The sequence below is a fragment of the Kitasatospora sp. NPDC059462 genome (assembly GCF_042749955.1).
Lineage (GTDB): Bacteria > Actinomycetota > Actinomycetes > Streptomycetales > Streptomycetaceae > Kitasatospora.
Genome location: NZ_JBHYUU010000021.1, coordinates 36,241 through 57,830 on the forward strand (window position 1 = coordinate 36,241; position 21,590 = coordinate 57,830).

Here is a 21,590-nt window from a genome sequence, read left to right on the forward strand (position 1 = left end):
GGGTTCGCTTTCGTACAAGGAGCCGCCCGCCTCCCTGCCCCATGCTGAACGGGTGCCGCTCGGTGCCGGCCCCGCACGGGGGGCGGGGCCGGCATCGAGCGGGAACGCCGCCGAGCGGGAACGCCGGGGCGGCGGGAACGCCGGGGCGGCGGGCGTGGGCCCCGCGGCCCACCGTACGGCACCGCGCCGCGGGGCACCGCGATCGACGTCCGCGCCGTGGTCGTCGCGGTACTGCGCCGTCGTGCGCCCCTCGTCCCGGTCGCCCCCGGTTCGTCCCGCTGTGGGCCAGATCACGGCGACCCCCGCCGCCCCGCCCGCCTACGATTCGGGAACGATGCACCTGCCCCGCTCAAGGAGACGACACCCGTGACCACCAGCACGATCGCGCGCGAGAGCTACTACGAGCGGACGGGCGAGCACACGTTCAAGCCCACCGCGCACGCGGGCGGGGCGTGGAGCGCCGACGAGCAGCACTTCAGCCCGCTGGCCGGCCTGGTGGTGCACGCCGTCGACCGGTACCTCGACGGGCGCCCCGGCGGTCTGACGCTCGCGCGGATCAGCTACGACATCCTCGGGCGGATCGCGCTCGACGAGTGCGAGATCACCGTGCGCACCCTCCGCCCGGGCCGCACCATCGAACTCCTCGAAGCGACCGTGACCACGGGCGGCCGCGCCGTCGTGCGGGCCCGCGCGTGGCTGCTGGCGACCCTGGACACCTCGGCCGTCGCCGACAGTCCGCGCGAGCCGCTGCCCGCGCCCGAGGACCTCCCCGTCTGGACCATGGGCGACGCGTGGGACGGCGGCTACATCTCCTCCATCGAGGTCCGCCGGGTGCCGCCGGCCCGCCGGGGCCGCGCGACGGCCTGGCTGACCTCGGGCGTCGACCTGGTCGCGGGCGAGCCCAGCAGCCCGCTGGCCTCGTTCGTCGCCCTGGTGGACACCGCCAACGGCATCGCCCCGCAGCAGGACCCGGCCGCGTGGATGTTCCCCAACGTCGACCTGACGATCCACCTCCACCGCGCGCCGCGCGGGCCGTGGACCGGCCTGGACACCACCGTCACCTTCGGCCCGGCCGGCCAGGGCCTCACCAGCACCGTGCTGCACGACGTGGACGGCCCGGTCGGCCAGGCCGAGCAGATCCTCACCGTCCGTCCGCAGCCGCGTCCCCTGGGCTGAGCGGGCCGCCCGGGTCGAGCGCGCCGCCGGTCGCGTACGCCAGCGGCGGGGCGATCGCCTGCGCGTCGGCGCCCTCGCCGACCCAGAGGCCGATGAACAGCGCGGCGGTCGCCTCCAGCAGGCCCGCCCGGTCCAGCCCGCCGGCGGCCAGCGGCCGGCAGCCGGTGTCCCGCACCAGCCCGGACACCAGGGCGAGGGCGTGCGCGCCGTCCCCGCACAGCGGCACCGCCAGCGGCCGGCCGTCGAACACCGGTGGCCGCAGCCGCCACACGTCCTCGTGGCAGAGGTTGAAGGCCTTCACCACCTCGGCGCCGGGGGCGGCCTCGGCGAGCCGGCGCGCCGCCGAGGGACCGCCCTCGGTCAGCAGTTGGAAGCCGGGGCCGACGGGGTTGGAGCAGTCGACCAGCACTGTGCCGTCCAGCTCCGCGCGCAGGTCCCGCACCACCTCCGCACCGGCCCCGAAGGGCAGCGCGGCCAGCACCACCTCACCGGCCGCGGCCGCCGCCCGCAGCCCGGCGGCCTGCGCCCCGCCCCCGATCCGCCGCGCGAGCCGCTGCGCCCGGTCGGCGTCGCGCCCACCGACCGTCACCTCGTGCCCGGCCCGCACCCAGTGGGTGGCGAGCGCGTCCGCCATGTTGCCCGTGCCCAGCACACCGATCCTCATCGGGCTGCTCTCCGTTCGTCGTTCGGGACCGTCCCCTGCGACGTTAGGGAACCCGTCGGGCACCATTCGGTACGTGACCACCAACGCCTTCCTCGCCGACTGCCGTGCCCGGCTCGCCTTCGACCTGCTCGCCAACACCTGGAACGCGGTGGTCCTCCGGGCCCTGCGCGACGGCCCGCTGCGCCCGGTGGAACTGCGCGGGCGGATCGGCGGCATCAGCTCCAAGGTGCTCACCGAGACCCTGCGCCGTCTGCAGTTCAACGGCCTGGTCGAGCGCCGCGCGGTGCCCGGTGCCCCGCCCCGCGTCGAGTACCGGCTGACCGCGCTCGGCCGCTCCTTCCTCGCCCCCATCGAGGTGGTGGGCGCCTGGGCGTTCGAACACGGTGACGAGGTGATGGCCGCCCAGGAGCTCGCGGAGGCCCGCGCGCTGAGCGGGGAGGGACCGGCGGAAGGACCGGGCGCCTGACCTCTCCGCTCCGGCCGGGGCGGCCTCGCCGGGTCCGGCTCGACGGCGACCACGCCGGAGCCCGGGGCCACCGGTGCGGCGGTCGGTTTGCCGGTCCCGGCGCCGAGGTCGAGCACCCGGGGACCGGGGGCCGCTTCGAGCGCCCGTCGCACGGCGGCCTGCGCGTCGTCGGGCCGGTGCTCGGCGCAGGCGACGGCGGCGACGGCGACGGCGGCGCCGAAGGACGAGGCGTGTCGTGACGGTTCGTCATGATCCATGCCGGCCGGACCGGCCGGCCCGCTAGGTCACCGGACCGGCCAGGGTGTCGACGGGCCAGAACGGTGCGAGCGGTTCCTTGCGGGTGAGGGCCGCCAGGTCCTCCGGCGGCTCGGCGCCGTCGCGCACCGCCGTGATGTAGGCCCTGGCCTGCGGCAACCCCAGTCGCGGGGCCCGCCTGCGCAGCTCCCGCATCGCGGCCACGACCCCGGCGGAGCGCACCAGGGCGCGGACCTCGGCGGCCAGCGGATCGGGGCGCCGGACGCCCTTGGTCTGGAGCAGGTAGTGGTCCTCCCACCCCTCGGGCTGCCACCAGGCCTCGGCGACGTAGTGCAGGCTGCCGTCGTACCGGTCGACGAGCACATGGCTGTGGCCGCCGACGGGTCTGTCGTGCGTGCTGCGGGCGCGGTCGTCCGGGGAGGGGCCCCAGAACACCAGCCACCCGACCTCGTGCTCCTCGACGGCGTGGACGACCCGCTCCGGCCCGGGCCCGGGGCCGGGCCCCGCGGGCCGCTCGCCCGCCGCAGGCCGCTCGCTCTCCAGATAGGACTCGACGAGCCCGATCGCACGTTCCCTGTCGATCACCCTGCCATCGTCCACCCCGCGTCAACCGGGTTTCCGCAGCGCGGGCGCGGGCCGGCCCCGGAGGCGCCCGTCCCCCGGGGCCGGCCGTTCCACCGCCGGCTACCCCAGCCGGGCCAGGGCGTCGGCCACCCGGTCGATCGCCTGACAGACCACGTCCGGCCGGTAGGCCGTGAAGCACAGGCGGAAGAAGCCGGGCGCGGGGCTGTGCATGGTCTGGCCCGGCAGGAGGGTGACCTCGGTGGGCTCGCAGCGCAGGTACTCGAAGAGCCACTGCTCGTCGGGGTCCATGTCGTTGGGCGGCGTGAACTTCTGCGGATCGCAGGGCGCCTCGCCCGTGCGCTTGCCCAGGTAGGCCGTCAGGTCCAGCCAGAAGAACTGGGCCGGGTTGTCGCCCTCCGTGTGGACGAAGTCGATCCCCTTCTCGACCAGCTTCGCCCGCACCTGCTCGAAGCTCTCGCTCAGCATCTCCTGGTACTGCCGCATCGCGTAGGTGGTGTACAGCTCCGTGCCGCCGTTCACCGTGCCCTCCAGCACCTCGCCGAGGACGTAGTGCTTCAGCGAGTCGACCGGGGTGAACCACGACATCGAGTGGGTCTTCTCCTCGATGTCCGTCGCACCGGTCATCGCCCGGCGCACCGGCCCGTACTTCGACACCACGAAGCCGGTCCGGAAGCCCGAGAGCCCGAAGTCCTTGGCGAAGCCCCACACCACGTGGATCCGCTCCGGCGCCCGCGTGTACGCGTCCAGCGCGAACGCGCTCGTGAACGGCACCCGCACGCCGGCCACCTGCGAGTGGCAGTAGATCTCGTCGGAGATGATGTGCATGTCGGTCTCGTCGAGCACCCAGGCGTAGATCTCGTCGAGCAGCGGCAGACCGTAGTTGACGCCCAGCGGGTTGTGCGGATTGGTGAGCGCGAGCAGCCGGGGGAACTCGCCGAACAGCCGGTTGTACTTGAAGTACGCCTCCTTGATCACCTCCAGGGTCAGCCGGAACCGGTCCGGCCCCCGGGTCGGAAGCCCGACCGGCACGCACTTCAGCTTCGGGCGCTGCTCGAACGACCAGTTGAACCCCTGCCAGTACGGCGCCGGCAGCAGGACGGCGTCCCCCTCCTTCAACGGCGGCGGCCCGGCCTCCCCCTCCCTCGGCGGGGACTGCAGCGCGAACGCGAGGCACTCCAGCGCGGAGCCGACGCCGCCCGTGCCGAACACGTCGTCCGGTGAGACCGGCGCGTCGAAGGCCTTGGTCAGCAGGGCCGCGACCGGCTCGCGCAGTTCCAGGGCGCCGTACGGGGTGGCGTAGTGGATGTACTCCTCCGGCAGCAGGTCGATGTTGGCGAAGATCATCTTCTGCATCGAGCCCTCGTAGACGAGGACGTTCTCCGCGACGGACAGGTTGATCGCGGACTCCGGTTCCAGGCCGCGGTAGAGGGCGAGGGCCTGCTCGAAGTCGGGGATCCGGGCGAGGAGTTCGGCGGTCGGGGTCGGGCGGCCGGTCGAAGCGGTCATGACGGCGTGGCTCACTTCCGGGGTGATGTCGGTTCGTGTGCGGATGGCTCCAGCGCACCACGCCGCCCCGGCCCCCGCCAGCCGTTCGCGCCCATCCGGCGAGGGGCCGGCAGCTCACCCCTCCCGCCGCGCCCTCCCCCGCGCCCACGCGCCCCCGCCCACCAGCAGCGCCGCCCCGAGCGCGTACACCGGCAGCCACCGGGTGGTCGTCGCCGCCAGGCAGTCGTCCACCGCCACCCGGCTCTGCTGGTCCTGCGCGAACGCCAGCGCCACCGCGTCCTGCCCGGCGAGGTCGCCCAGGGCGGCCCGCGCGTGCAGGCTCTCGTAGCGGCCGGCCTGCACGCAGCCCTCCCGCGTGCCCGGCATCGGGAACAGCCAGTCCCACCGCTGCAGGGCCGGCGCCAGCGCGAGCGCCGCGCACAGGCCCACCACCAGGGAGTACGCCGCCAGGTTCCACCCGTAGCCGGCGGCCGTCCGCACCGGGACGCGCCCGAAGGCCAGGACGACCGCGAGGAGCGTCAGCCCCAGGTAGGTGGAGAACCACTCCCAGGAGCCCTCCGCGAGCGAGAACGCCAGGACCACGCCGAGCGCGGTGCCGAGGACCCCGGCGTCGGGACCGCCGCCCGCCGCTCCACCGCGACCACCCACACGCCCTCCCGACCGCCTGCCCGCTCCGGAGCCACCAGCCTCCCGCCCGCGCCCTCCCCGGCCCGCCGACACCGCCCCGGCGGCCGCAGGACCCACCCGCCCGGCCCAACCCGGCCGGGCGCGCGGCGTCGCGGCCCGGCCGGGGAGGGCTCCGGTGGAGCGGTGTCAGAAGCAGGTGGGCGGCGACTCCGTCCAGCCCGAGGTGTAGCTGCCGTTCGTGTACCACATCCGGGTGTAGAAGCAGTACCCCGGAGCCCCGCCCACGTAGATGTCCCCGACGTAGGCGTTGTACTTCCGGTCGACCAGCCCGGCGTTGAGCACCGCGCTGAAGCTGGTGGGCTCGCCCGCCTGCGACGCCGGCCGCCAGCCGACCTGGAGGTAGACCCGGATGTCGGTCTGCGGACTGTTCACGTAGCCGTAGCCGTCCGCCCCGTTGAAGGAGATGTTGCACGGGCGCAGCTGGACCCCGCTCGGGTAGGCGCCGGGCGCGGTCCAGTCCCGGCAGCCGCCGCTGCCGGCGGCTTCGGCGGTACCGGAGACGGTCAGCGGCAGCAGCGCGCCGGCCGCGACGGCGACGGCGACTCCCGCGGTGACCCTGCGGCTGGTCTTCCTCATGGTTTCCCTCCCTGGACCGGGCCGGCGCGTGCCGCCGCCGGCCGCTCGTCGACGGCCGGGCCCCGTGGTCCGGAGCCCGGCCGGGGCGATGCTGCCACCGCGTCCGGCCCGCTCCCAGGGGCGACGGCCCGGCTCGGACGGGCCCGGACGGGCCCGGACGGCTCCGGACACGCCCGTGGACGGGCAGGGGGCGATCGCGCCGGCCCGCGCGGGCCGTCAGCCGGCCTGCTCCGGCCCCGCCGCCAGCGGCTTCACCCAGCGGGTCCACTGGGGCTGCGGCCCGTACCCGGCGGCCCGCCACGTCCGGTGGCCGAGCGCGTTGCCGTCCAGCACCATCGCGTCCGCCCGCCGCCCGCCGAGCGCGGCGAACCGTTCCTCCGCGGCCGCCAGCAGCGCGGCGCCGATGCCGCGCCGGCGGTGCCCCGGGTCGACGGCGAGCCGGTAGAGGTGGCAGCGCCAGCCGTCCCAGCCCGCGATGACGGTGCCGAGCAGCACGGCCGGGTCGTCCGCCCGGACGGCCACCAGCAGGCATCCCGGGTCGCGGGCGAGCAGCGCCGCCACGCCGTCGGCGTCGTCGGTGATGCTGGTGCCCTTGGCGGCGCGGGCCCAGAGGGCGAGCACGGCGGGGATCTCGGCGGGGCCCGCGGTGCGCAGGGTGACATCGATCATGGGTGGCTGTCTACCAGCGCCCCGCGGCGCCGCGCGCGGAATTCCGGCCGCCGGACGCTCAGGCGCCCGCCAGCTCCCACACCGTGGTGGTCTTCAGCGCCGCGTCCTCCAGATCCGCGACCACCGGCACGTCGTACGCCGCCAGCGCGGTGAACCGCTCGCGCGGCAGGTACGCGCGGCCCGGGTCACCGACGATCACCACCGCGCCCCGCGCCCGGGCGCGCTGCAGGAACGGCAGGAACCGGGCCGCCATCGCCCGCTCGTAGAAGACGTCCCCGGCGAGCACCACCTCGGCCGGCGCACCGTCGCCGTCCAGCAGGTCCTCGACGGCGGCGGCCACCTCCACCCCGTTGGCGGCCGCGTTGACCTCGATGGCGGCGACGGCGTACGCGTCGATCTCGGCGGCCCGCACCGCACGGGCACCGCGCAGCGCCGCCGCGACGCCGACCAGCCCGGAACCCGCCGCGAGGTCCAGCACCGTCCGCCCGGCGACCAGCTCCGGGTGGTCCAGCACGTACCGCGCAACCCCGACGCCACCCGCCCAGGCGAACGCCCAGAACGGCGGCGGCAGCCCGCGCTCCCCGCGCGCGGACTCGGTGGTCTCCCACAGCGCGATGGCGTCCTCCGCCATGTGCAGGCGCACCTCCGGCACGAACGGCACCGGCCCGATCCGGGTCTGCGCCCGCACGAACTCCTGATCCGACAAGATGGCCGCCCCCGAACCCACCGGGCGTGTCTCGCTCAGCATGCGCAGCAGCATAAGCCCCGTGAGCAGCTGCTCCGCCCACCCCGCCGCACCCGGCCCCCGGGACCGGCCCCGCACCACGCACCTGCCCGGTCAACCGCCCTGCGGCCCGGGCCGGTTGGGAGTCCGGCTCTTCCACACGGACGCACGGCCACGAGCGGGCCGACGGCCCGGCGGAGGATCCCAATCACGATGTTTCTCATCATTTTTGACACATCATCGGTTCTCAAGTCCCGCGCACAAGCACCGCTGCGCCGGCCCCGGGACGCGCGGCGGCCCCGACCGACCCCTCGAACAGCGGACTGCAGCTGCACGTCGGCGCCTGAGGAGCGCCTCGCCGATCGGGCCCGGCCCGGGCGGTAGGTTCTCCCCGGGGCCGGTGTGCGGCCGGCCGGAGACGGGGTGTCGGGATGGCGGACGGGGTGCTCGCGGGCCGGGCGGCGGTCGTCACGGGCGGATCGCGCGGGATCGGGCGGGCCGTGGTGGAGCGGCTGGCGGCGGACGGTGCGGACGTGGTGTTCGGGTACGCGCACGACGACGCGGCGGCACAGGAGGTGGTGCGCGCGGTGACCGCGCGGGGCGCCGGGCGCGCGCACGCGGTGCGGGCCGACCTCGGCGCGCCGGACGGTGCGGAGTGGCTGATGGCCGCGGCCCAGGAGGAGCTGGGCGGCCTCGACGTCCTCGTCAACAACGCGGCGCGCGCCTTCACCCCCGCGCCGCTCGCCGAGACCGACCCGGCGGACTTCGACGCCATGCTCGCCGTCAACACCCGTGCGGTGTTCCTGACGTTGCGCTACGCGGCCCGGCACATGCGCGACGGCGGGCGGATCGTCAACGTCTCCACCCTCAACACCCGCCGCCCGGTCCCCGGCATCGCCCCGTACCTCGCCGGCAAGGGTGCGCTGGAGCAGCTGACGCAGGCCGCGGCGGTGGAGCTCGGGCCGCGCGGGATCACCTGCAACACCGTCTCCCCCGGGCCGGTGGAGACCGATCTGCTGCGCGCCACCAATCCCCCGCAGGCGCTGGAGGCGGTGGCCGGGCTGACGCCGCTGCGGCGGCTCGGGCAGCCGGCGGACGTCGCCGACGTGATCGCGTTCCTGGTCGGGCCGGACGGCCGGTGGGTGTCCGGGCAGAACCTCGGGGCGACCGGTGGCCTGCTCTGACGGCAGGGCGGAAAGGGCAGGGTCACGCACTGCCACCCGATCCGTACCATTTCGATACCGAAGCCTGGATGAGCTGGGAAGATGCTCGCCGGGCGGGGCGGGGCCCCGGTAGCATCCGGCTGAGGTCACCCGGACCGGCGCAGGCAACACAGCACCGCCGTGCCGTTCCCGCCGGGCGGCCGAATCCCGCGGGTCCGCCCGGGGGCGGCCGCCGGCGCGACCGGCCGGTGGCGTCGCCCGGTGGTGCCCGTGTACACGGCACGCGCGAAAGGGCAGTCGCGCGGAACGGCGAAGGGCAGCGTCTTGACGGACAGACTCACCGGTGGCGACTCCTCACTCCTGCGGCGGATCAACGCCGCGGTGACCCTCCGGGCGCTGCGCGAGGGCCATGCGGTGACCCTGACCAAGCTGGTCGGTGACACCGGGCTGTCGCGGCCGACGGTCGAGGGCGTGATCGAGGGGCTGGTGGAGACCGGCCTGGTCGCCGAGGTCGAGCAGCCGCAGCCGGGCAGTCAGCCCGGCGCCGGTCGGCGCGGACGGCCGGCCCGGTGGTTCCGGTTCCGTGCGGAGGCCGGGCACATCCTGGGCATCGAGATCGGGGTGCACGACATCCGGATCATCCTCGCCGACCTCGCCGGTGAGGTGGTGGGCAGCCACTTCCGGCCGGTCGACGAGACCCTGGACGCGGAGGAGCGGCTCACCGCGGTGCGATCGGTGGTCGCGGAGGTGCTGCGCAAGGCGGGCGTCTCCCGGGACAACCTGTGGGCGGTGGGCGTCGGCACGCCCGGCATCGTCGACCGGGACGGCACCGTGCAGTTGGGCACCGCGATGCCCGGGTGGACGGGGCTGGACCTCGGGGCGCGGCTGCGGCGCTCGTTCCGCTGCCCGGTGATGATCGAGAACGACGCCAACCTCGCCGCGATCGCCGAGCACTGGCAGGGCGCGGCGGTCGGCGCCGACGACGTCGTGTTCGTCATGGCGGGCCTGAGCCCGGGCGCCGGCTCGCTCATCAACGGCCGTCTCCACCGGGGCTTCGGCGGCGCGGCCGGCGAGATCGGCGCGCTGCACCTGCTGGGCCAGGAGGTGACGCCGGAACGGTTGCTCTCCACCACCGGCAAGCCGCTCAACCCGCTGGACGAGGCGGCGGTGGCGCGGGTGCTGAAGCTGGCCCGCGAGGGCGACGCGGTGGCGAAGGTCGCGACCGACCGCTTCCTGACCCGCCTGGTGCAGAGCGTCGCCGCCCTGGTGCTGGCCATCGACCCGCAGCTGGTGGTGATCGGCGGCTGGGCGGCCGGCCTGGACGGCGTCCTCGACCCCCTGCGCGAACGCCTCGCCCAGTTCACCCTGCGCGCCCCGGAGGTGGCGCTGGCCGCCCTGGGCTCGGAGGTCGTCGCGATGGGCGCCCTGCGGGTGGCCCTCGACCAGGTCGAGGAGCAGCTCTTCGCCGTCAACCCCCCGACGGCAGAGGCGGGTTCGGCCCGGGCCTGAGCAGCTCACGCCCGCCCCGCGGTCTCCGGTCCGGAGGCGGCGGGGCGGCGGCGTTCCCGCCCGGCGCTCCCCGTTCCGCCGCTCCCCCGTTCCGCCTCGCTCCCCGGCTCCCCCTCGCCCCCGGCTCACCGGCTCCCCGGCCGGAAAACGGCCCAGGCCCGGGCGCCTGGCGGGGCGCTCGGACCTGGGCCTGAGGGTTTTCGGGAATGGTTCAGGAGGCGGCGGCCGCGCCCACGGGGGCGGCGCCGACGGGGGTGACCTCGACGAGGCCGGTCTCGCCGAAGGTCAGCTTGCAGGTGTCCGCACGGTAGGTGGAGACGGCGAGCGCGACGAGTCGGCCGGCCGCGGCGTACTGCGTGGTCATCACCAGCACCGGCGAGCCGGGCGGACGCTCCAGCAGGGCGGCCTGCTCGGCCTCCGCGACGCCCAGCTCGACGGAGCGGGACTCGCCGTCGACCTCCAGGCGCTCCAGCTGGCGCAGCACCGAACGGGCACGGTCGCTCTCGGCCCGGAAGCCCGGCAGGTGCGGCAGCGCGGCGGCGGGCACGTGCAGCGACTCGGTCGCCACGGCCCGCCCCTGCACGAGGCGCACCCGGCGCACGGTGTGCACCGGCGCACCCTCGGCGACGCCGAGCGCCTCGGCCAGCCGCCGGGCGGCGGGGGCGGTGGTGCAGTCAACGGTGCGCCAGGCCTGGCTGCGGGCGGCTCCGGGCCAGCCCTCCTCCTGCCGGTTCACCGGGACGCCGACCCGGGGGGCGGCGATCAGGGTGCCGATGCCGCGCCGGCGGACCAGTCGGCCCTCCAGCTCCAGCTGGTCCAGCGCCTGCCGCAGGGTGGCCCGGGCGACGCCGAAGCGGGCGGCGAGCTCGCGCTCGTTCGGCAGGACCTGGCCGATGGTGAACTCCGTGTCGATGGCGCGGAGCAGCACCGTGCGCAGGTGCCAGTACTTCGGTTCCGGTACTGCCGTGAGCTGTCCTGTGGTTCCCACCGTGTCCTCCACCCTGGTGTCTTCCGCCCTGCTGAAAGAGGGCGGATCCCGGCCCGCTGTCCGCTGTTGCGGCAGGTGGGAGAGCGGGCTTTTTCCGTCCTTCTTTATTAAAGGTCCTTGCAGTAAGTGACCCTAGGGGTTCGATCGGGAGATGGTCAAGACCAATGGCGCGGCGCGGAGGGACTCCCGCACAGTTTCATGGTGCGTTCACGTCAGCTCCGCAACCGGACGCGTCGTGGCACTCCCCCGCACGGCGCAGTAGGTAGGCTGCCCGGGTGATCGTGGTGACGAGTGTGAACGTGAACGGAATCCGGGCGGCGGCCAAGAAGGGATTCATCGAGTGGCTGGCCGCCACCGAGGCGGACGTGGTCTGCCTCCAGGAGGTGCGCTCCGAGCCCGAGCAGCTCCCCGTGGAACTGCGCGACCTGGACGGCTGGCACGCGGTCTGGGCCCCGGCCGCCGCCAAGGGCCGGGCCGGCGTGGCGATCCTCTCCCGCACGGAGCCGACCCGCACGGTCATCGGCTTCGAGTCGGCGGAATTCGACAATTCGGGCAGGTACGTCGAAATCGACCTCCCCGGCCTGACCGTGGCCAGCCTCTACCTCCCCTCCGGCGAAGTCGGCACCGAACGCCAGGACGAGAAGGAACGCTTCATGGCGGAGTTCCTCGTCCACCTCCACAAACTCCGCACCCGCGCCGCCGCCGACGGCCGCGAGGTCGTGGTCTGCGGCGACTGGAACATCGCCCACCGCCCCGAGGACCTCAAGAACTGGAAGGCCAACCAGAAGTCCGCCGGCTTCCTCCCCGAAGAGCGCGCCTGGCTCTCCCGCGTCTACGACGAGGCCGGCTACACCGACGTCGTCCGCCACCTCCACCCCGACCGCACCGGCCCCTACTCCTGGTGGTCCTACCGCGGCCGCGCCTTCGACAACGACACCGGCTGGCGAATCGACCTGCATTGTACAACGCCTGGCATCGCCGCCAAGGCGGTCGAAGCCCACGTGGAACGCGCTTCCTCCCACGCCGAGCGATGGAGCGACCACGCCCCCGTGACCGTGACCTACAACCTGGAGCACTGACCTGACCGTGTCAGAAGGCTGGGCTGCACCTTGATCGGCAGCCCAGCCGGGACAATTCACACAGAGCGATCCACCCGACCATCGACACGCTCCGCACCCAGCCCGCAACACCGCTCCCCACAGCGCCGAGCCATACCCAGCTCGTGAACGTGAAGCGCTGCACCCCACCTCCACCCCGCTCCTGGCGGAACTTGCCACCAGCCGACAGCACGGTCGCCCGGCCAGGTCGACACGGGGGCAAGCCAGCTATCTCGGGCCTATCCGCACAGCTGTCGACCCCTCAGAAGATCGGCCGGACAGCACGGTCCACGCGTGAGCCCACAACGCGACGGGGCATTCGTGGCGCGGTACGAAGACGGCACCGGAAAATTCCTGTGCAGGACATGCACCGGCCGCCACCCACACGAACCCTCCGTCCTGGACCCTCATCCAGCCAGGAGGACTCGGCGACCCCTTGACCCCCAGCCCAAAGTGGTCCCAAGGCCGACCACCCCACTGCTGTCACTACCCGCGACCGGAATCTGTCGGCCATTCAGCAGGTGGCATCACGCGAGCTCGACGGCCGCCATTTCGGCGGCGTCGGCCAGCCCGCAGGGCGGGCGCCTGGAGGCGGATCAAGGTCGCCTACCCGCCGACTGCGGACTGCGGACTGTGATCTTCCGGGCGGTGTGTCGTCTTGAGCGTGTCATCTCCAGATGGTTCTGACGTGCCTCACGCACCGCCCCGCACGCTCTGCCGCCACTCCCGACACGGCGGCGAACCTTGGTCCCGGAACCACCCGGTCCAAGGAGAAGGGGAAGCTCATGGGACAGCGTGCGCAGCGGGGCAGGGTGTACCGGCGGTGCGGGCGCCAGGACGAGGGCGGGTAGCAGTTGGGTGCGTGGTGTGTGCGGCTGTTGGAGGAGGCGGAGCACAGGTCATGGACGTACTGCGTCGACCTGGCATCGGAGTACGGCCGACGGCATACCCGGCGGCGGGGAGGGTTCGCGACGAAGGCGGAGGCCGCATAGGAGCTGGGGCGGTGCTGGAGGGTGAGCTGAGCGGAGCGTACGAGGAGCGTCGTACCACCGTCGCGGACTACCCGCGGGAGTGGCTGGCGGCGCGGAATGATGGGCTCACCGCGAACACCTACGCCGGCTACAAGGCCCGCGGAGAGGGACCGGCCGGGGTGGGGTGGAGGCTGAGCGGAACGAACTCGTCCATACAGAATACGACTTCGGGTTCGCCTTCCGCAGGTACGACCTCGCCGTCGGCGATGGCCTAGAGGTACTCAACCCGGGCCTGCTTCGTGGCGTAGTCGGGTCATGGGAGGCCTTCCAGGTCTTCACACGCCGCCTCCCCGTGCACGTGCACGGGGAGGCGGACGTGTTTCCCACCGTTCCCTCCTCGGCGCGCCGGCGGCCGAGGGCGCGGCGGCCTTGGTCCGGCTCTGCCCGCCGCGGACGCCGCTGATCAACGGCGAGTGCTACGACGATGGCGGACTCGCCCCGACGGTTGCGGCCGCCCAGGAGGCGCGCCCGCGGAAGCGCCTCGTCAAGCTCGCCGACCGGCTGGTCGCCCGGTCCGCCTGAAGGTGACCCGTGATCCATCTGGTGCGGGTGCGACCTGTACCGGGCGGAACTCGGCGGTCTCCCGAGTCCGCCACGATCCCGGGAGCGGGAAGGAGGTCCAGCTCTCCATCCAAGGAACTCTCGCAGCTTCGGCCGGACAGGAGGGACAATTTATCCTTTGTTGACGAATCATGTACACCATGGCCAGCATGATCGCGATTTCCTCCGCGCCCGGCGTTCCCCGGATGACGTGCACCGTCGGGAGTGGAAGAGTGGAGCAGGGATGGCGCGACACGCTTGAGGCCGCCTATCGGGTCGGTGGTTACATTCAGTCACATGCGAGCAGGTGGCGCCTTTCTGAGGCGAATCGGGATGGAGCAGAATTGTTCCATCACGTATCATGATGGAGGAATGTGGGAGGGGGTGGGTATCGACCTGAAAGTGAAGTGGGTCCGATGAATCTCTCCTCAAGAAGTGACCTGGTGCGGGAAGTCTGCGATTTCTATGCCGAGGAGTTGGAGTTCCCATCCGAAGCGGTGGGGCCCGAGACCGAGCTGGAGGCGGAGCTGGGGGTCGATTCCCTGCACCAGATCACGCTGCTCGGTCAGATCCTCAAGAGGTACGGCGCCGAGGAGGCAGTCGATGACGTCGCGGACGGCCTGCGGGCGAACGAGTACCCGACGCCCTCCGCTGTGGTGGACCTGCTGCTCGAACTGGCCGCCGAGGCCGGCGGGAATCCTCAGGCCGGGAATCCTCAGGCGGTGTGAGGAAGGGGGCGAGGGAGGCCATGACGCGGCCGAGGGAGCGCCGCCCCGCAGGAAGCGGCCCGGGATGCGTCGCGGTGGTTGGGGCTGGACTGGTCGTACCGGGGGCCGCTAGTCCTGCGGAGCTGTGGGACCTGTTCCAGTCACCCCGCCCGCTGTTCACCGAGCCGGGCGACCGCTATCGCAACCGCTACTTCTGGGATCCCGATCCAGGGGCCGACGACTCGACGTACACACGGGTCAGCGGGTTCATCGACAATGCCGCTCCCGGATTCCGTCCGGCCCCGCCCATCGCGGCGGAGCTCGCCGCGGGCCGCTACGGTGCCAGTCAACTGTCGCTGCTCTGGCTGCGGCACAGCCTGGCCCAGGCGCTGACCGGGACGTCGCGGCGTCCGGAGGACCGGTACGGAATGTACCTGGGGATCGGCGAGGTCGGCTGCCAGGACGTCGAGGAGACCTTGCTGGTCGAGGCGGTTGTCGGCGGCATCGAGGACGGAATCGAGGGCTGCACGGCGGCCCGGAAGGGGAGCGGCGCGGCCAGGAGGAGCTGCCGCGCGGACAGGCTCCGGAGCTTGTTGCGCTCGCACTACCGACACGCCGCAGAGTGTCCGGGGAGGCTCCTGCCCGACCGGCTGGCCGAGGACGTCGCCGAGGGCCTGCTGCCTCGCCTGGACGAGTTCCTCGCCGTCGACGCCGCGTGCGCCTCCGGCCTTTACGCCGTAGACCTGGGCGTGAAGGGCATTCTCGACGGCGGCGTGTCCGTGGCCTGCTGCGGTGCGGTCGCCTCGGTCTCCCCCCAGCTCAATGTCGCCTTCGCGAAGCTGGGCGCGCTCAGTCCGGACGGGAGGGTGCGGGCGCTGGACCCGGCAGCCGCCGGAACGGTGCTCAGCGACGGTGCCTTCATGGTGGTGCTCAAGGAGTACGAGCGGGCCCGGTCCGACGGCGACTGCGTCCTCGGCGTTGTCGGGGGGTTCGGCGGGTCCTCGGACGGGGCTGGCCGTGCGGCTTACGCGCCCAGCACGGGCGGCCAGCGACTGTGCCTGCGGCGGGCCTGGTCGGCGGCGGGGGTCGAGCCCGCGCAGGTGCCGTGGGTGCTGGCCCACGGCACCGCGACCTTGGTCGGCGACGAGACGGAGACCGCCGTCCTACGGGACCTCGCTCCGGCGGGCGGGTTCCTGTGCTCGGCCAACAAGTCGTTGCTGGGACATTCGACGTACGCATCGGGCGGAGTCTCGCTGATCCTGGCACTGCTGGCGCTGGAGCACGCCTCGATTCCGGCCCAGCCCTGGTATTCCGGCCCCTCCGCGGCATCGGCCGACGAGCGGCTGCGCGTCCCGGTCATCGCCGTCCCCTACCCCGGAGACGGCGACGGGCCGCGGACCGCCGCGGTGTCGGCCATGGGGTTCGGCGGGATCAACGGGCATCTCGTCGTCCATGACCGGCCCTTGGCCCGAAAGGGCCCGGGCGACGCCGTTTGCCGGGCGGAACCCCTGGTCGTGGCGGGGTGGACGGCCGTGCTGCCCGGGTCACCGGACGACGAGGAGGTCGAGCGCGGTCTGGTACGCGGCCGGCTGCCGGCCGCCCCCGCTTTCCCCCGGCCGCACAGCATGCCCACATTCGCCGAGGCCCGGCTCCCCGCCTACGTGCTGCGCGCGACCGACCCGGGCCAGTGGCTGGAGCTGCGGACGGCGGCCCGGTTCAGCGAGAAGTACGGACCGCTGTGGGAACCGGTAGGTGAACGCACAGGGGTCTACTCCGCCCAGACCATGCCGTGCCAACTGCACCTGGATACGGCGGTGCGCTGCTACGCACGAGATCTGGATGCCCTGCTGGCGGGCGAGGACCAGGAGGTCCGCGAGGCCTTCCGGACCTGGCTGGCGAAGGTCCGGGCCCGCGCACCTGTGAGCAACTCGCACTCCTTGACGGGACTCCAGGGCAGCATCGGGGCCGCCCGCATCACCAACCGCTATCACCTGCAGGGGCCGGCGATGAACATCAGCGCGGCGCGCGGGGGCGGCGAACGGGCCTTGCTGGCAGCCGCCCGGGCGCTGAGCAGCGGTGAACTTGATCTCGCACTGGTGGTGGGCCTGAACGCCCATTCCGCCCCGGTCTTCGCGTCGCTGGCCGGAGTCCCCCCACGTCGGCTGGCGGAGGGGGCTTTCCTGGTGGCCCTCGCGCGCGAGCCGGTGGCCCGTGAGCAGGGGTGGCCGGTGTTGGGAGGGCTGACGGCGGATGTGGCCCCCGAAGCGGTTCCGGCGGCGGGTGGGCCGCCCCTCCTGCGTGACAGGCGCACCTATCTGGGCGGCGACGGCGTCCTGGCCGCCATCCGCGCCGTGTCCACCGGCGGCACGGGGTTGGTCGGCGATAGCGGCCGGCTGGGCGTTCCCGCGCTGCGCGTCACGACCGTTCCAGCGCGAACCCGAGGCCTCGCGGCATGCGCGGGGGGCCTGCGATGAAGACGGATCCGTCGGCGGTTTCCCGGGTCGGACCCAGGCGGTACGGACGCGGGCAGGTGGCCCCGGGCCAGGCCGACCACACTTTATGGGCCCTCTGTGAGGCGCCCTGCCGCGTGGCACTGGCCGCCGGACTGCTGTTGCAGTACCTGGTCGACGCGGCCTCGCCCATGGTTCCGGACTGGCCCGTGGCCGGGTTCTCCCGCGTGCGGCTTCGGACGCACGGAGACGCGGAACCGCCCGGGTCCCCGCTGCGGGCCGATGCGAGCATGAGCACGGGCGGACAGGGAGGCCGCGAACGGACCGTCCGAACCCGGCTCTTCACGGAGCGCGGGGAGAAGGCGGCGGTGGCGGACGTTCGCTTCGCGCGCGGCCTGGAAGGCGGCCGCACGGACACCTCCCGGGTCATCGAGGAATGGGAGGAACGGACCGGGGGCGGGGAAGGAGGCAGGACGGCCAGCGGGCCCCTGACCACCTTGACCGGGTTCACCACCCGCCCGAACGCGAGCGCGGCGCGGTGCCGGACCCAGGCCACCGCGCTGCCCGTTCTCGCCGGTCACCGGCTCCCGATCGCCGGGCTGGCGGCGCTGCTGCACTTCGCCGCGCTAACCTCGCCCCCGGTCCGGGAGGACGGCGGACACGCCGTCCGGCTCGCGCACCTCGACCTGTTCACCACCTGCAATGATCCCGAACTCGACGTGCTCTTCGGGGATTTGCGGCTCGTCCACTGCGCGGCGGGCCGGGCCCCGAAGGAGTCGCTGTTCGCCGTCGTGGCCCCGGACTCGCGTACCCTGCTCTCCGCACACGGCGTGCGGTGGGTGCGGTCGCCGCTCCCGGCCTCGCGAGGGCGGAGGGAGGAGTGCCCATGAACGCCCGGGCCGGGCGCCTCAAGCCCGGTGACACCTTCGTCGTCCGGCGGCACGTCTCGGCACACCTCGTCCGGATGTTCGGCGAACTCATCGGCGACCTGGGCGAACGCCACCTGCCTGCCGGCGATCGCGTGCCGATCGCCCACGGTTTCTACCTGGCCGCCTTCGTCTCGATGTTCGCCCCGGGTATGGACCTGGTCGGCCATCGTGCCGAGTTCACCTTCCACGGCGCCGCGCGTGTCGGCGACACCGTCACCGCCACGGTCACCGTCCGCTCGGTGCGACCGGCGGGGGCTTTCGGCGACTGGGCCGATGTGGGGCTGGAGTACCGCAACCAGAACGGCGAGTTGCTGGTCGAAGGCGCCATCGACCTGCTGAGCACGCCACGCGCACGACCGCGGGAGCGGGAGGCCCTGAATGATCAAAGCTGACGCATGGGTGCTGCGTCCGGGGCCGGCCGGCGCGCGACCAGGTCCGGGAGAGCTGGTCCGCGCGACGGTGCGGCTGCCCGAGCCGCGGGAGGACGAGGCGCTGGTGGAGGCCATCATGGGTTCGTGGGAAGCGAACATGACCCACGCCCTGCAACGGTCGCCCGTGGACATCTGCCGTCAGCGGCAGGACCCGTTCGCCATCCTCGGCAACATCGGGATCGTCCGGGTGCTGCGCCCCGCCGTGGCGGGCTTCTCGCCCAAGGAGGGGGACCTGTGCCTGTTCCTCGCGTTCGGCAGGCGTGACGAGAACGGGTACGCGGAGCTGATCCACGGCTACGACATGCCGGGTACCCACGGACTGCTCGCCACCCGGACGGTCGTCCCCGGAGACTGCCTGCTTCCCCTCCCGCCGGACAGCCGACACCCGCTCGCCAGCTGGGCCGGTTACGGCCGCTACTTCCCCGCCTGGGACAACTGGCGGGTCGCGAAGCGATGTTGGCGTGCGCAGCAGCGCGAAGCCGAGCCGTCCGAGCACCTCATCTTCGGCTGGGGCGGCGGGGTGGCCCTCGCCGAACTCGGCTTGGCCCGCCGCGAAGGCTTCCGGACGGCGATGACCGCCAGCTGCGACGACCGGCTGCGGGTCATCGCCGAGCACGGCATCACCCCCATCGACCGGCGCGACTACCCCGGCCTCGCCTGCCCGGCCGAGACCGGGCAGGAGGACGAGGCCGCCCGCGCACACCGCCGGGCGGAACGCGCCCTCCTGGCACGCCTCGACACGCTCAGCGACGGACGCGGCTGCGCCGTGGTCGTCGACAACCTGGGCGGACCCCTGTTCCCCACGACGCTGCGCGCGGCCGCGCGACTGGGCGTCATCACCACCTGTGGCTGGAAGGCCGGGATGCGCCTAGAGGTCGGGCGCGCCGCAGAGTGCCTGCGACGCCATGTCCATGTGCACACCCACGCCTGGCGGCACGGCGACTCGGCGACGATCCGGGACTTCCAGGAGTCCACCGGATGGCTCCCGGAGCCGTGGCTCACCGCGCACTACGAGTTCGACGACATCCCGCAGCTCGCACGGGATCACGCCAGCGGACGTGCTCCCAGCTACTTCCCCACCTACACGGTCAACCCGCTGTGACGGCACACTATCCGCGGCGCGAGCCCGGGAGGAGATGACGGAGCCATGAGCCCCGCTACTGGCCGGACCGCGCGTGACCCGGTCGCGGTCGTGGGCATGGGAATCGTCGTGCCCGGCGCCTGCACGCCCGACGGCTTCTGGCGCCTCCTGCTCCGGGGCACCAACGTCTTCACCGAACCGGGGAAGCTGTTCCCGATCGAACACTTCCACTCCGCTGCCCCCTCGGCACCCGACAAGGTCACCTCCCGCCTCGCCGGCTATGTGCACCATGACCTGCTGCCTGCCGGCGTCACCGACGCGGCCGCCGACGACCGCAGCGAAGCGGAGACCTGGCTGCGCTTCTGTCTGCGCGGGGCCCTGGCCGGCGTGCGGATGGACCCGGGTTCCCCCGTCCTGTGCTCGGCGGCCGTGCAACCCGCCGTCCTGCGCGAGTTCGAGTTCGCCATCGCCCGACGAGAACTGCTGAGGACGCTCTCCGAGCCCGGCGAGAGAGCCCCCCGGAGTGCGGATCCACCACTCCCGGCCCGGTGGTTTCCCACGGCACTGGTCCGCTCGGCGATGCGAGGACTCCTGCCGGACTCCACGGAGGTCCTCGTCGTGGACTCCGCGTGTTCGTCGGGACTCGTGGCGATCGACGCGGGGGTACGGGCGCTGTGGTGCAGAGAGTTCTCCACGGTGGTGTGCGCCGCCGCAATCAGCATGCCGATCACCGCGATGATCTGCTCGACCCGCAACGGAGGCCAGAGCGCGAGCGGTGAGATCCGCCCCTTCGACGAGGGCGCCGACGGCACCGTGTTCGCCGACGGCGCGGTCGCCCTCGTCCTCAAGCCGCTGCAGCGGGCCCGGCGGGACGGGGACCGCGTCCACGGCCTCGTCCTGGGCACGGGCATCGCCCACGACGGGCGCGGCAAGGCCATGAACGCGCCCAACGCCGAGGGACAGGCCCGGGCCATGACCCGGGCCCTGCGCTCCGCCGCGCTGCCGCCCACCGAGGTCGGGTGGTTCGTCGCGCACGGAACCGGCGCACCGCTCGGCGACGCCACCGAGGTCGCCTCCCTGCGCCGGGCCTACCCCGGCCCTCCTCGCCGCTTCCTGACGTCCACCAAGTCCGTCGTCGGACACGGTTCCCCGGCGGCGGGCCCGGCCTCCGTCGTCCACGCGCTGCTCGGCCTACGGCACCGCCTCATCCCCGCGCAGGGCCATCACAGCCGTCCGGCCGAGGCCTGCGCACTGGGCGGCGACCTGCGGGTGCCGACAGAGCACACCCCCTTCGGAGCGGACGGTATCCCCCCTGTCGTGGGCGTCAACGGCTTCGGCCTCGGCGGGACCAACGTCCACCTCCTGCTGGGCGCGGCGGAACGGGTGCCGGCGACGCGACCGTCCAGCCGTACCGTCACCCCACCGTGGTCCGCCGCACGGAACGAGCCGGAACCCCTGGCGGTCGTCGCCCTGGCGGCCGACGTCCCCGGTGGCCTGGATTCCCGGGCCTTCCCCGCCTGGCTCTCCGGTGCCCGCGACGCGCCGCCACCGTTCTTCGTGCCGACCTATCCGCCTCCGGCCAAGGGCGAGTTCCTCATCCCCGGCAGCCAGCTGCGCGCCCTCGACCAGAGCCACATCTCCGCCATGCGGCTCTTCCGCGAGCTCACCAGGGACCACCTGGATGTGATGGCGGGGTTGAGGGCGACGACCGGGGTGTTCACGGCGCACTGCGGGCCGACTGAGACGTACCTCGACACGGTCCTCCGCTGCCATCTCGACTCCGTGCGGCGTTCGCCCGAGGGCCGGACCGCCGATCCCTCCGGGCGCCGGGGCGAGGCCGCCGCCGCACGGCTGCGGGCCGAGGTCGACCTGGGCCCCTACGCGCTGGCCGGCATGTTGATCAGCACCTCGGCGGCGAGCGTGGCCAGGTACTTCGACCTCTCCGGTCCCGCCTTCGCCGTCGAAGGCCCGGACGCGGGTGCGCGGGCCGTGCGCGCGGCCGGGCTCCACCTCGACACCGGGACGGTCGACGTGGCGTTCGTCTCCGCGTTCAACAGCGCCGGAGCGGGTCGCGCGGAGCCGGTCCGCTCCTGGGGCACCCACGCGCCCACCGGGGAGCCCACGCCCGCCGACGGCGGCTTCGCGGTGCTGCTGACCCGTCCCGGTACCGCCCGCGCCCACGGCCTGCCCGTCATCGCCTCACTGGACCCCGGCCGACCCGCAGGAACGGCGCCGGCCCGAGACGACAACGGCATCCTCCGCAAGCGCACCTACGGGTGTGCGGACAGTCTGCTCCGGCTACTCCAGGGACACCCGCAGAACCGGACGGATACAGCACCGCGGGAGGAGGACTGAC

20 protein-coding genes and 1 pseudogene are annotated in these 21,590 nt (G+C 73.5%); 12 read left to right on the forward strand and 9 right to left on the reverse strand.

Going from position 1 to position 21,590, the window contains the following annotated elements; genetic code table 11:
- Nucleotides 1-366 precede the first annotated feature (366 nt).
- A complete protein-coding gene (locus ACFXAM_RS08800; RefSeq protein WP_380288892.1) occupies nt 367-1,176 on the forward strand; it encodes a thioesterase family protein in 810 nt (269 codons plus the stop codon).
- On the opposite strand, the gene ACFXAM_RS08805 is transcribed toward ACFXAM_RS08800, so the two are convergent.
- The gene (locus ACFXAM_RS08805) at nt 1,142-1,840 is read right to left on the reverse strand and encodes an NADPH-dependent F420 reductase (protein WP_380288894.1); all 699 of its coding nucleotides are present in this window, start codon (nt 1,838-1,840) and stop codon (nt 1,142-1,144) included. The genes ACFXAM_RS08800 and ACFXAM_RS08805 overlap by 35 nt on opposite strands.
- 73 nt (nt 1,841-1,913) lie before the next feature.
- Here ACFXAM_RS08805 and ACFXAM_RS08810 point away from each other — a divergent pair, with 73 nt between their 5' ends.
- On the forward strand, nt 1,914-2,306 hold the full coding sequence (locus tag ACFXAM_RS08810; RefSeq protein ID WP_380288896.1) for a winged helix-turn-helix transcriptional regulator: 393 nt from the start codon (nt 1,914-1,916) through the stop codon (nt 2,304-2,306).
- 279 nt (nt 2,307-2,585) lie between these two features.
- Here the strand turns inward: ACFXAM_RS08810 and ACFXAM_RS08815 are convergent, their stop codons facing one another.
- From ACFXAM_RS08815 to ACFXAM_RS08840, 6 genes are all read right to left on the reverse strand, one after another.
- On the reverse strand, nt 2,586-3,146 hold the full coding sequence (locus tag ACFXAM_RS08815; RefSeq protein WP_380288898.1) for a hypothetical protein: 561 nt from the start codon (nt 3,144-3,146) through the stop codon (nt 2,586-2,588).
- 99 nt (nt 3,147-3,245) lie between these two features.
- Nucleotides 3,246-4,652 (reverse strand): aminotransferase class I/II-fold pyridoxal phosphate-dependent enzyme, encoded by a 1,407-nt coding sequence (locus tag ACFXAM_RS08820; RefSeq protein WP_380288900.1) that lies wholly within the window; start codon nt 4,650-4,652, stop codon nt 3,246-3,248.
- 114 nt (nt 4,653-4,766) lie between these two features.
- A complete protein-coding gene (locus ACFXAM_RS08825) occupies nt 4,767-5,300 on the reverse strand; it encodes a hypothetical protein (protein WP_380288902.1) in 534 nt (177 codons plus the stop codon).
- Between the two features lie 165 nt (nt 5,301-5,465).
- Entirely contained in the window at nt 5,466-5,915 is a 450-nt protein-coding gene (locus ACFXAM_RS08830) for a hypothetical protein (RefSeq protein ID WP_380288904.1), read from the reverse strand.
- 216 nt (nt 5,916-6,131) lie between these two features.
- Nucleotides 6,132-6,584: a GNAT family N-acetyltransferase gene (locus ACFXAM_RS08835; RefSeq protein ID WP_380288906.1), complete on the reverse strand. Its 453-nt coding sequence runs from the start codon at nt 6,582-6,584 to the stop codon at nt 6,132-6,134.
- 58 nt (nt 6,585-6,642) lie between these two features.
- A complete protein-coding gene (locus tag ACFXAM_RS08840; protein ID WP_380288908.1) occupies nt 6,643-7,332 on the reverse strand; it encodes a class I SAM-dependent methyltransferase in 690 nt (229 codons plus the stop codon).
- A gap of 407 nt (nt 7,333-7,739) precedes the next feature.
- Between ACFXAM_RS08840 and ACFXAM_RS08845 the strand changes: the two genes are divergently transcribed.
- Together ACFXAM_RS08845 and ACFXAM_RS08850 are read left to right on the forward strand one after the other, a co-directional pair.
- Complete coding sequence (locus ACFXAM_RS08845) at nt 7,740-8,492, forward strand: SDR family oxidoreductase (RefSeq protein WP_380288910.1); 753 nt, start codon at nt 7,740-7,742, stop codon at nt 8,490-8,492.
- 303 nt (nt 8,493-8,795) lie between these two features.
- The gene (locus tag ACFXAM_RS08850) at nt 8,796-9,980 is read left to right on the forward strand and encodes an ROK family protein (protein WP_380288912.1); all 1,185 of its coding nucleotides are present in this window, start codon (nt 8,796-8,798) and stop codon (nt 9,978-9,980) included.
- A 211-nt stretch (nt 9,981-10,191) separates the two neighbouring features.
- On the opposite strand, the gene ACFXAM_RS08855 is transcribed toward ACFXAM_RS08850, so the two are convergent.
- Nucleotides 10,192-10,968, reverse strand: coding sequence for a GntR family transcriptional regulator (locus ACFXAM_RS08855; RefSeq protein ID WP_380288914.1), 777 nt, complete (start codon nt 10,966-10,968; stop codon nt 10,192-10,194).
- A 275-nt stretch (nt 10,969-11,243) separates the two neighbouring features.
- On the opposite strand from ACFXAM_RS08855, the gene ACFXAM_RS08860 reads away from it, so the two are divergent.
- Nucleotides 11,244-12,047, forward strand: a complete 804-nt coding sequence (locus ACFXAM_RS08860; protein WP_380288916.1) for an exodeoxyribonuclease III — start codon at nt 11,244-11,246, stop codon at nt 12,045-12,047.
- A 1,164-nt stretch (nt 12,048-13,211) separates the two neighbouring features.
- Here the strand turns inward: ACFXAM_RS08860 and ACFXAM_RS08865 are convergent.
- A pseudogene (locus ACFXAM_RS08865) lies at nt 13,212-13,381 on the reverse strand (IS630 family transposase); the annotation flags it as partial.
- Nucleotides 13,382-13,465: 84 nt separating this feature from the next.
- Between ACFXAM_RS08865 and ACFXAM_RS08870 the strand changes: the two are divergent.
- From ACFXAM_RS08870 to ACFXAM_RS08900, 7 genes are all read left to right on the forward strand, one after another.
- Entirely contained in the window at nt 13,466-13,618 is a 153-nt protein-coding gene (locus ACFXAM_RS08870; RefSeq protein ID WP_380288918.1) for a hypothetical protein, read from the forward strand.
- A 434-nt stretch (nt 13,619-14,052) separates the two neighbouring features.
- Complete coding sequence (locus ACFXAM_RS08875; RefSeq protein ID WP_380288920.1) at nt 14,053-14,364, forward strand: acyl carrier protein; 312 nt, start codon at nt 14,053-14,055, stop codon at nt 14,362-14,364.
- Nucleotides 14,365-14,438: 74 nt separating this feature from the next.
- Nucleotides 14,439-16,817: a beta-ketoacyl synthase N-terminal-like domain-containing protein gene (locus ACFXAM_RS08880; protein WP_380288922.1), complete on the forward strand. Its 2,379-nt coding sequence runs from the start codon at nt 14,439-14,441 to the stop codon at nt 16,815-16,817.
- 344 nt (nt 16,818-17,161) lie between these two features.
- A complete protein-coding gene (locus ACFXAM_RS08885; RefSeq protein WP_380288924.1) occupies nt 17,162-17,683 on the forward strand; it encodes a hypothetical protein in 522 nt (173 codons plus the stop codon).
- Nucleotides 17,680-18,114 carry a hypothetical protein gene (locus ACFXAM_RS08890; RefSeq protein WP_380288926.1) on the forward strand — a complete coding sequence of 145 codons (435 nt, stop codon included), beginning with the start codon at nt 17,680-17,682 and terminating at the stop codon, nt 18,112-18,114. The genes ACFXAM_RS08885 and ACFXAM_RS08890 overlap by 4 nt, the downstream gene beginning before the upstream one ends.
- The gene (locus tag ACFXAM_RS08895; protein WP_380288928.1) at nt 18,101-19,255 is read left to right on the forward strand and encodes a zinc-binding alcohol dehydrogenase family protein; all 1,155 of its coding nucleotides are present in this window, start codon (nt 18,101-18,103) and stop codon (nt 19,253-19,255) included. The genes ACFXAM_RS08890 and ACFXAM_RS08895 overlap by 14 nt, the downstream gene beginning before the upstream one ends.
- A gap of 45 nt (nt 19,256-19,300) precedes the next feature.
- Nucleotides 19,301-21,589, forward strand: a complete 2,289-nt coding sequence (locus ACFXAM_RS08900) for a beta-ketoacyl synthase N-terminal-like domain-containing protein (RefSeq protein WP_380288930.1) — start codon at nt 19,301-19,303, stop codon at nt 21,587-21,589.
- Nucleotide 21,590 lies beyond the last annotated feature (1 nt).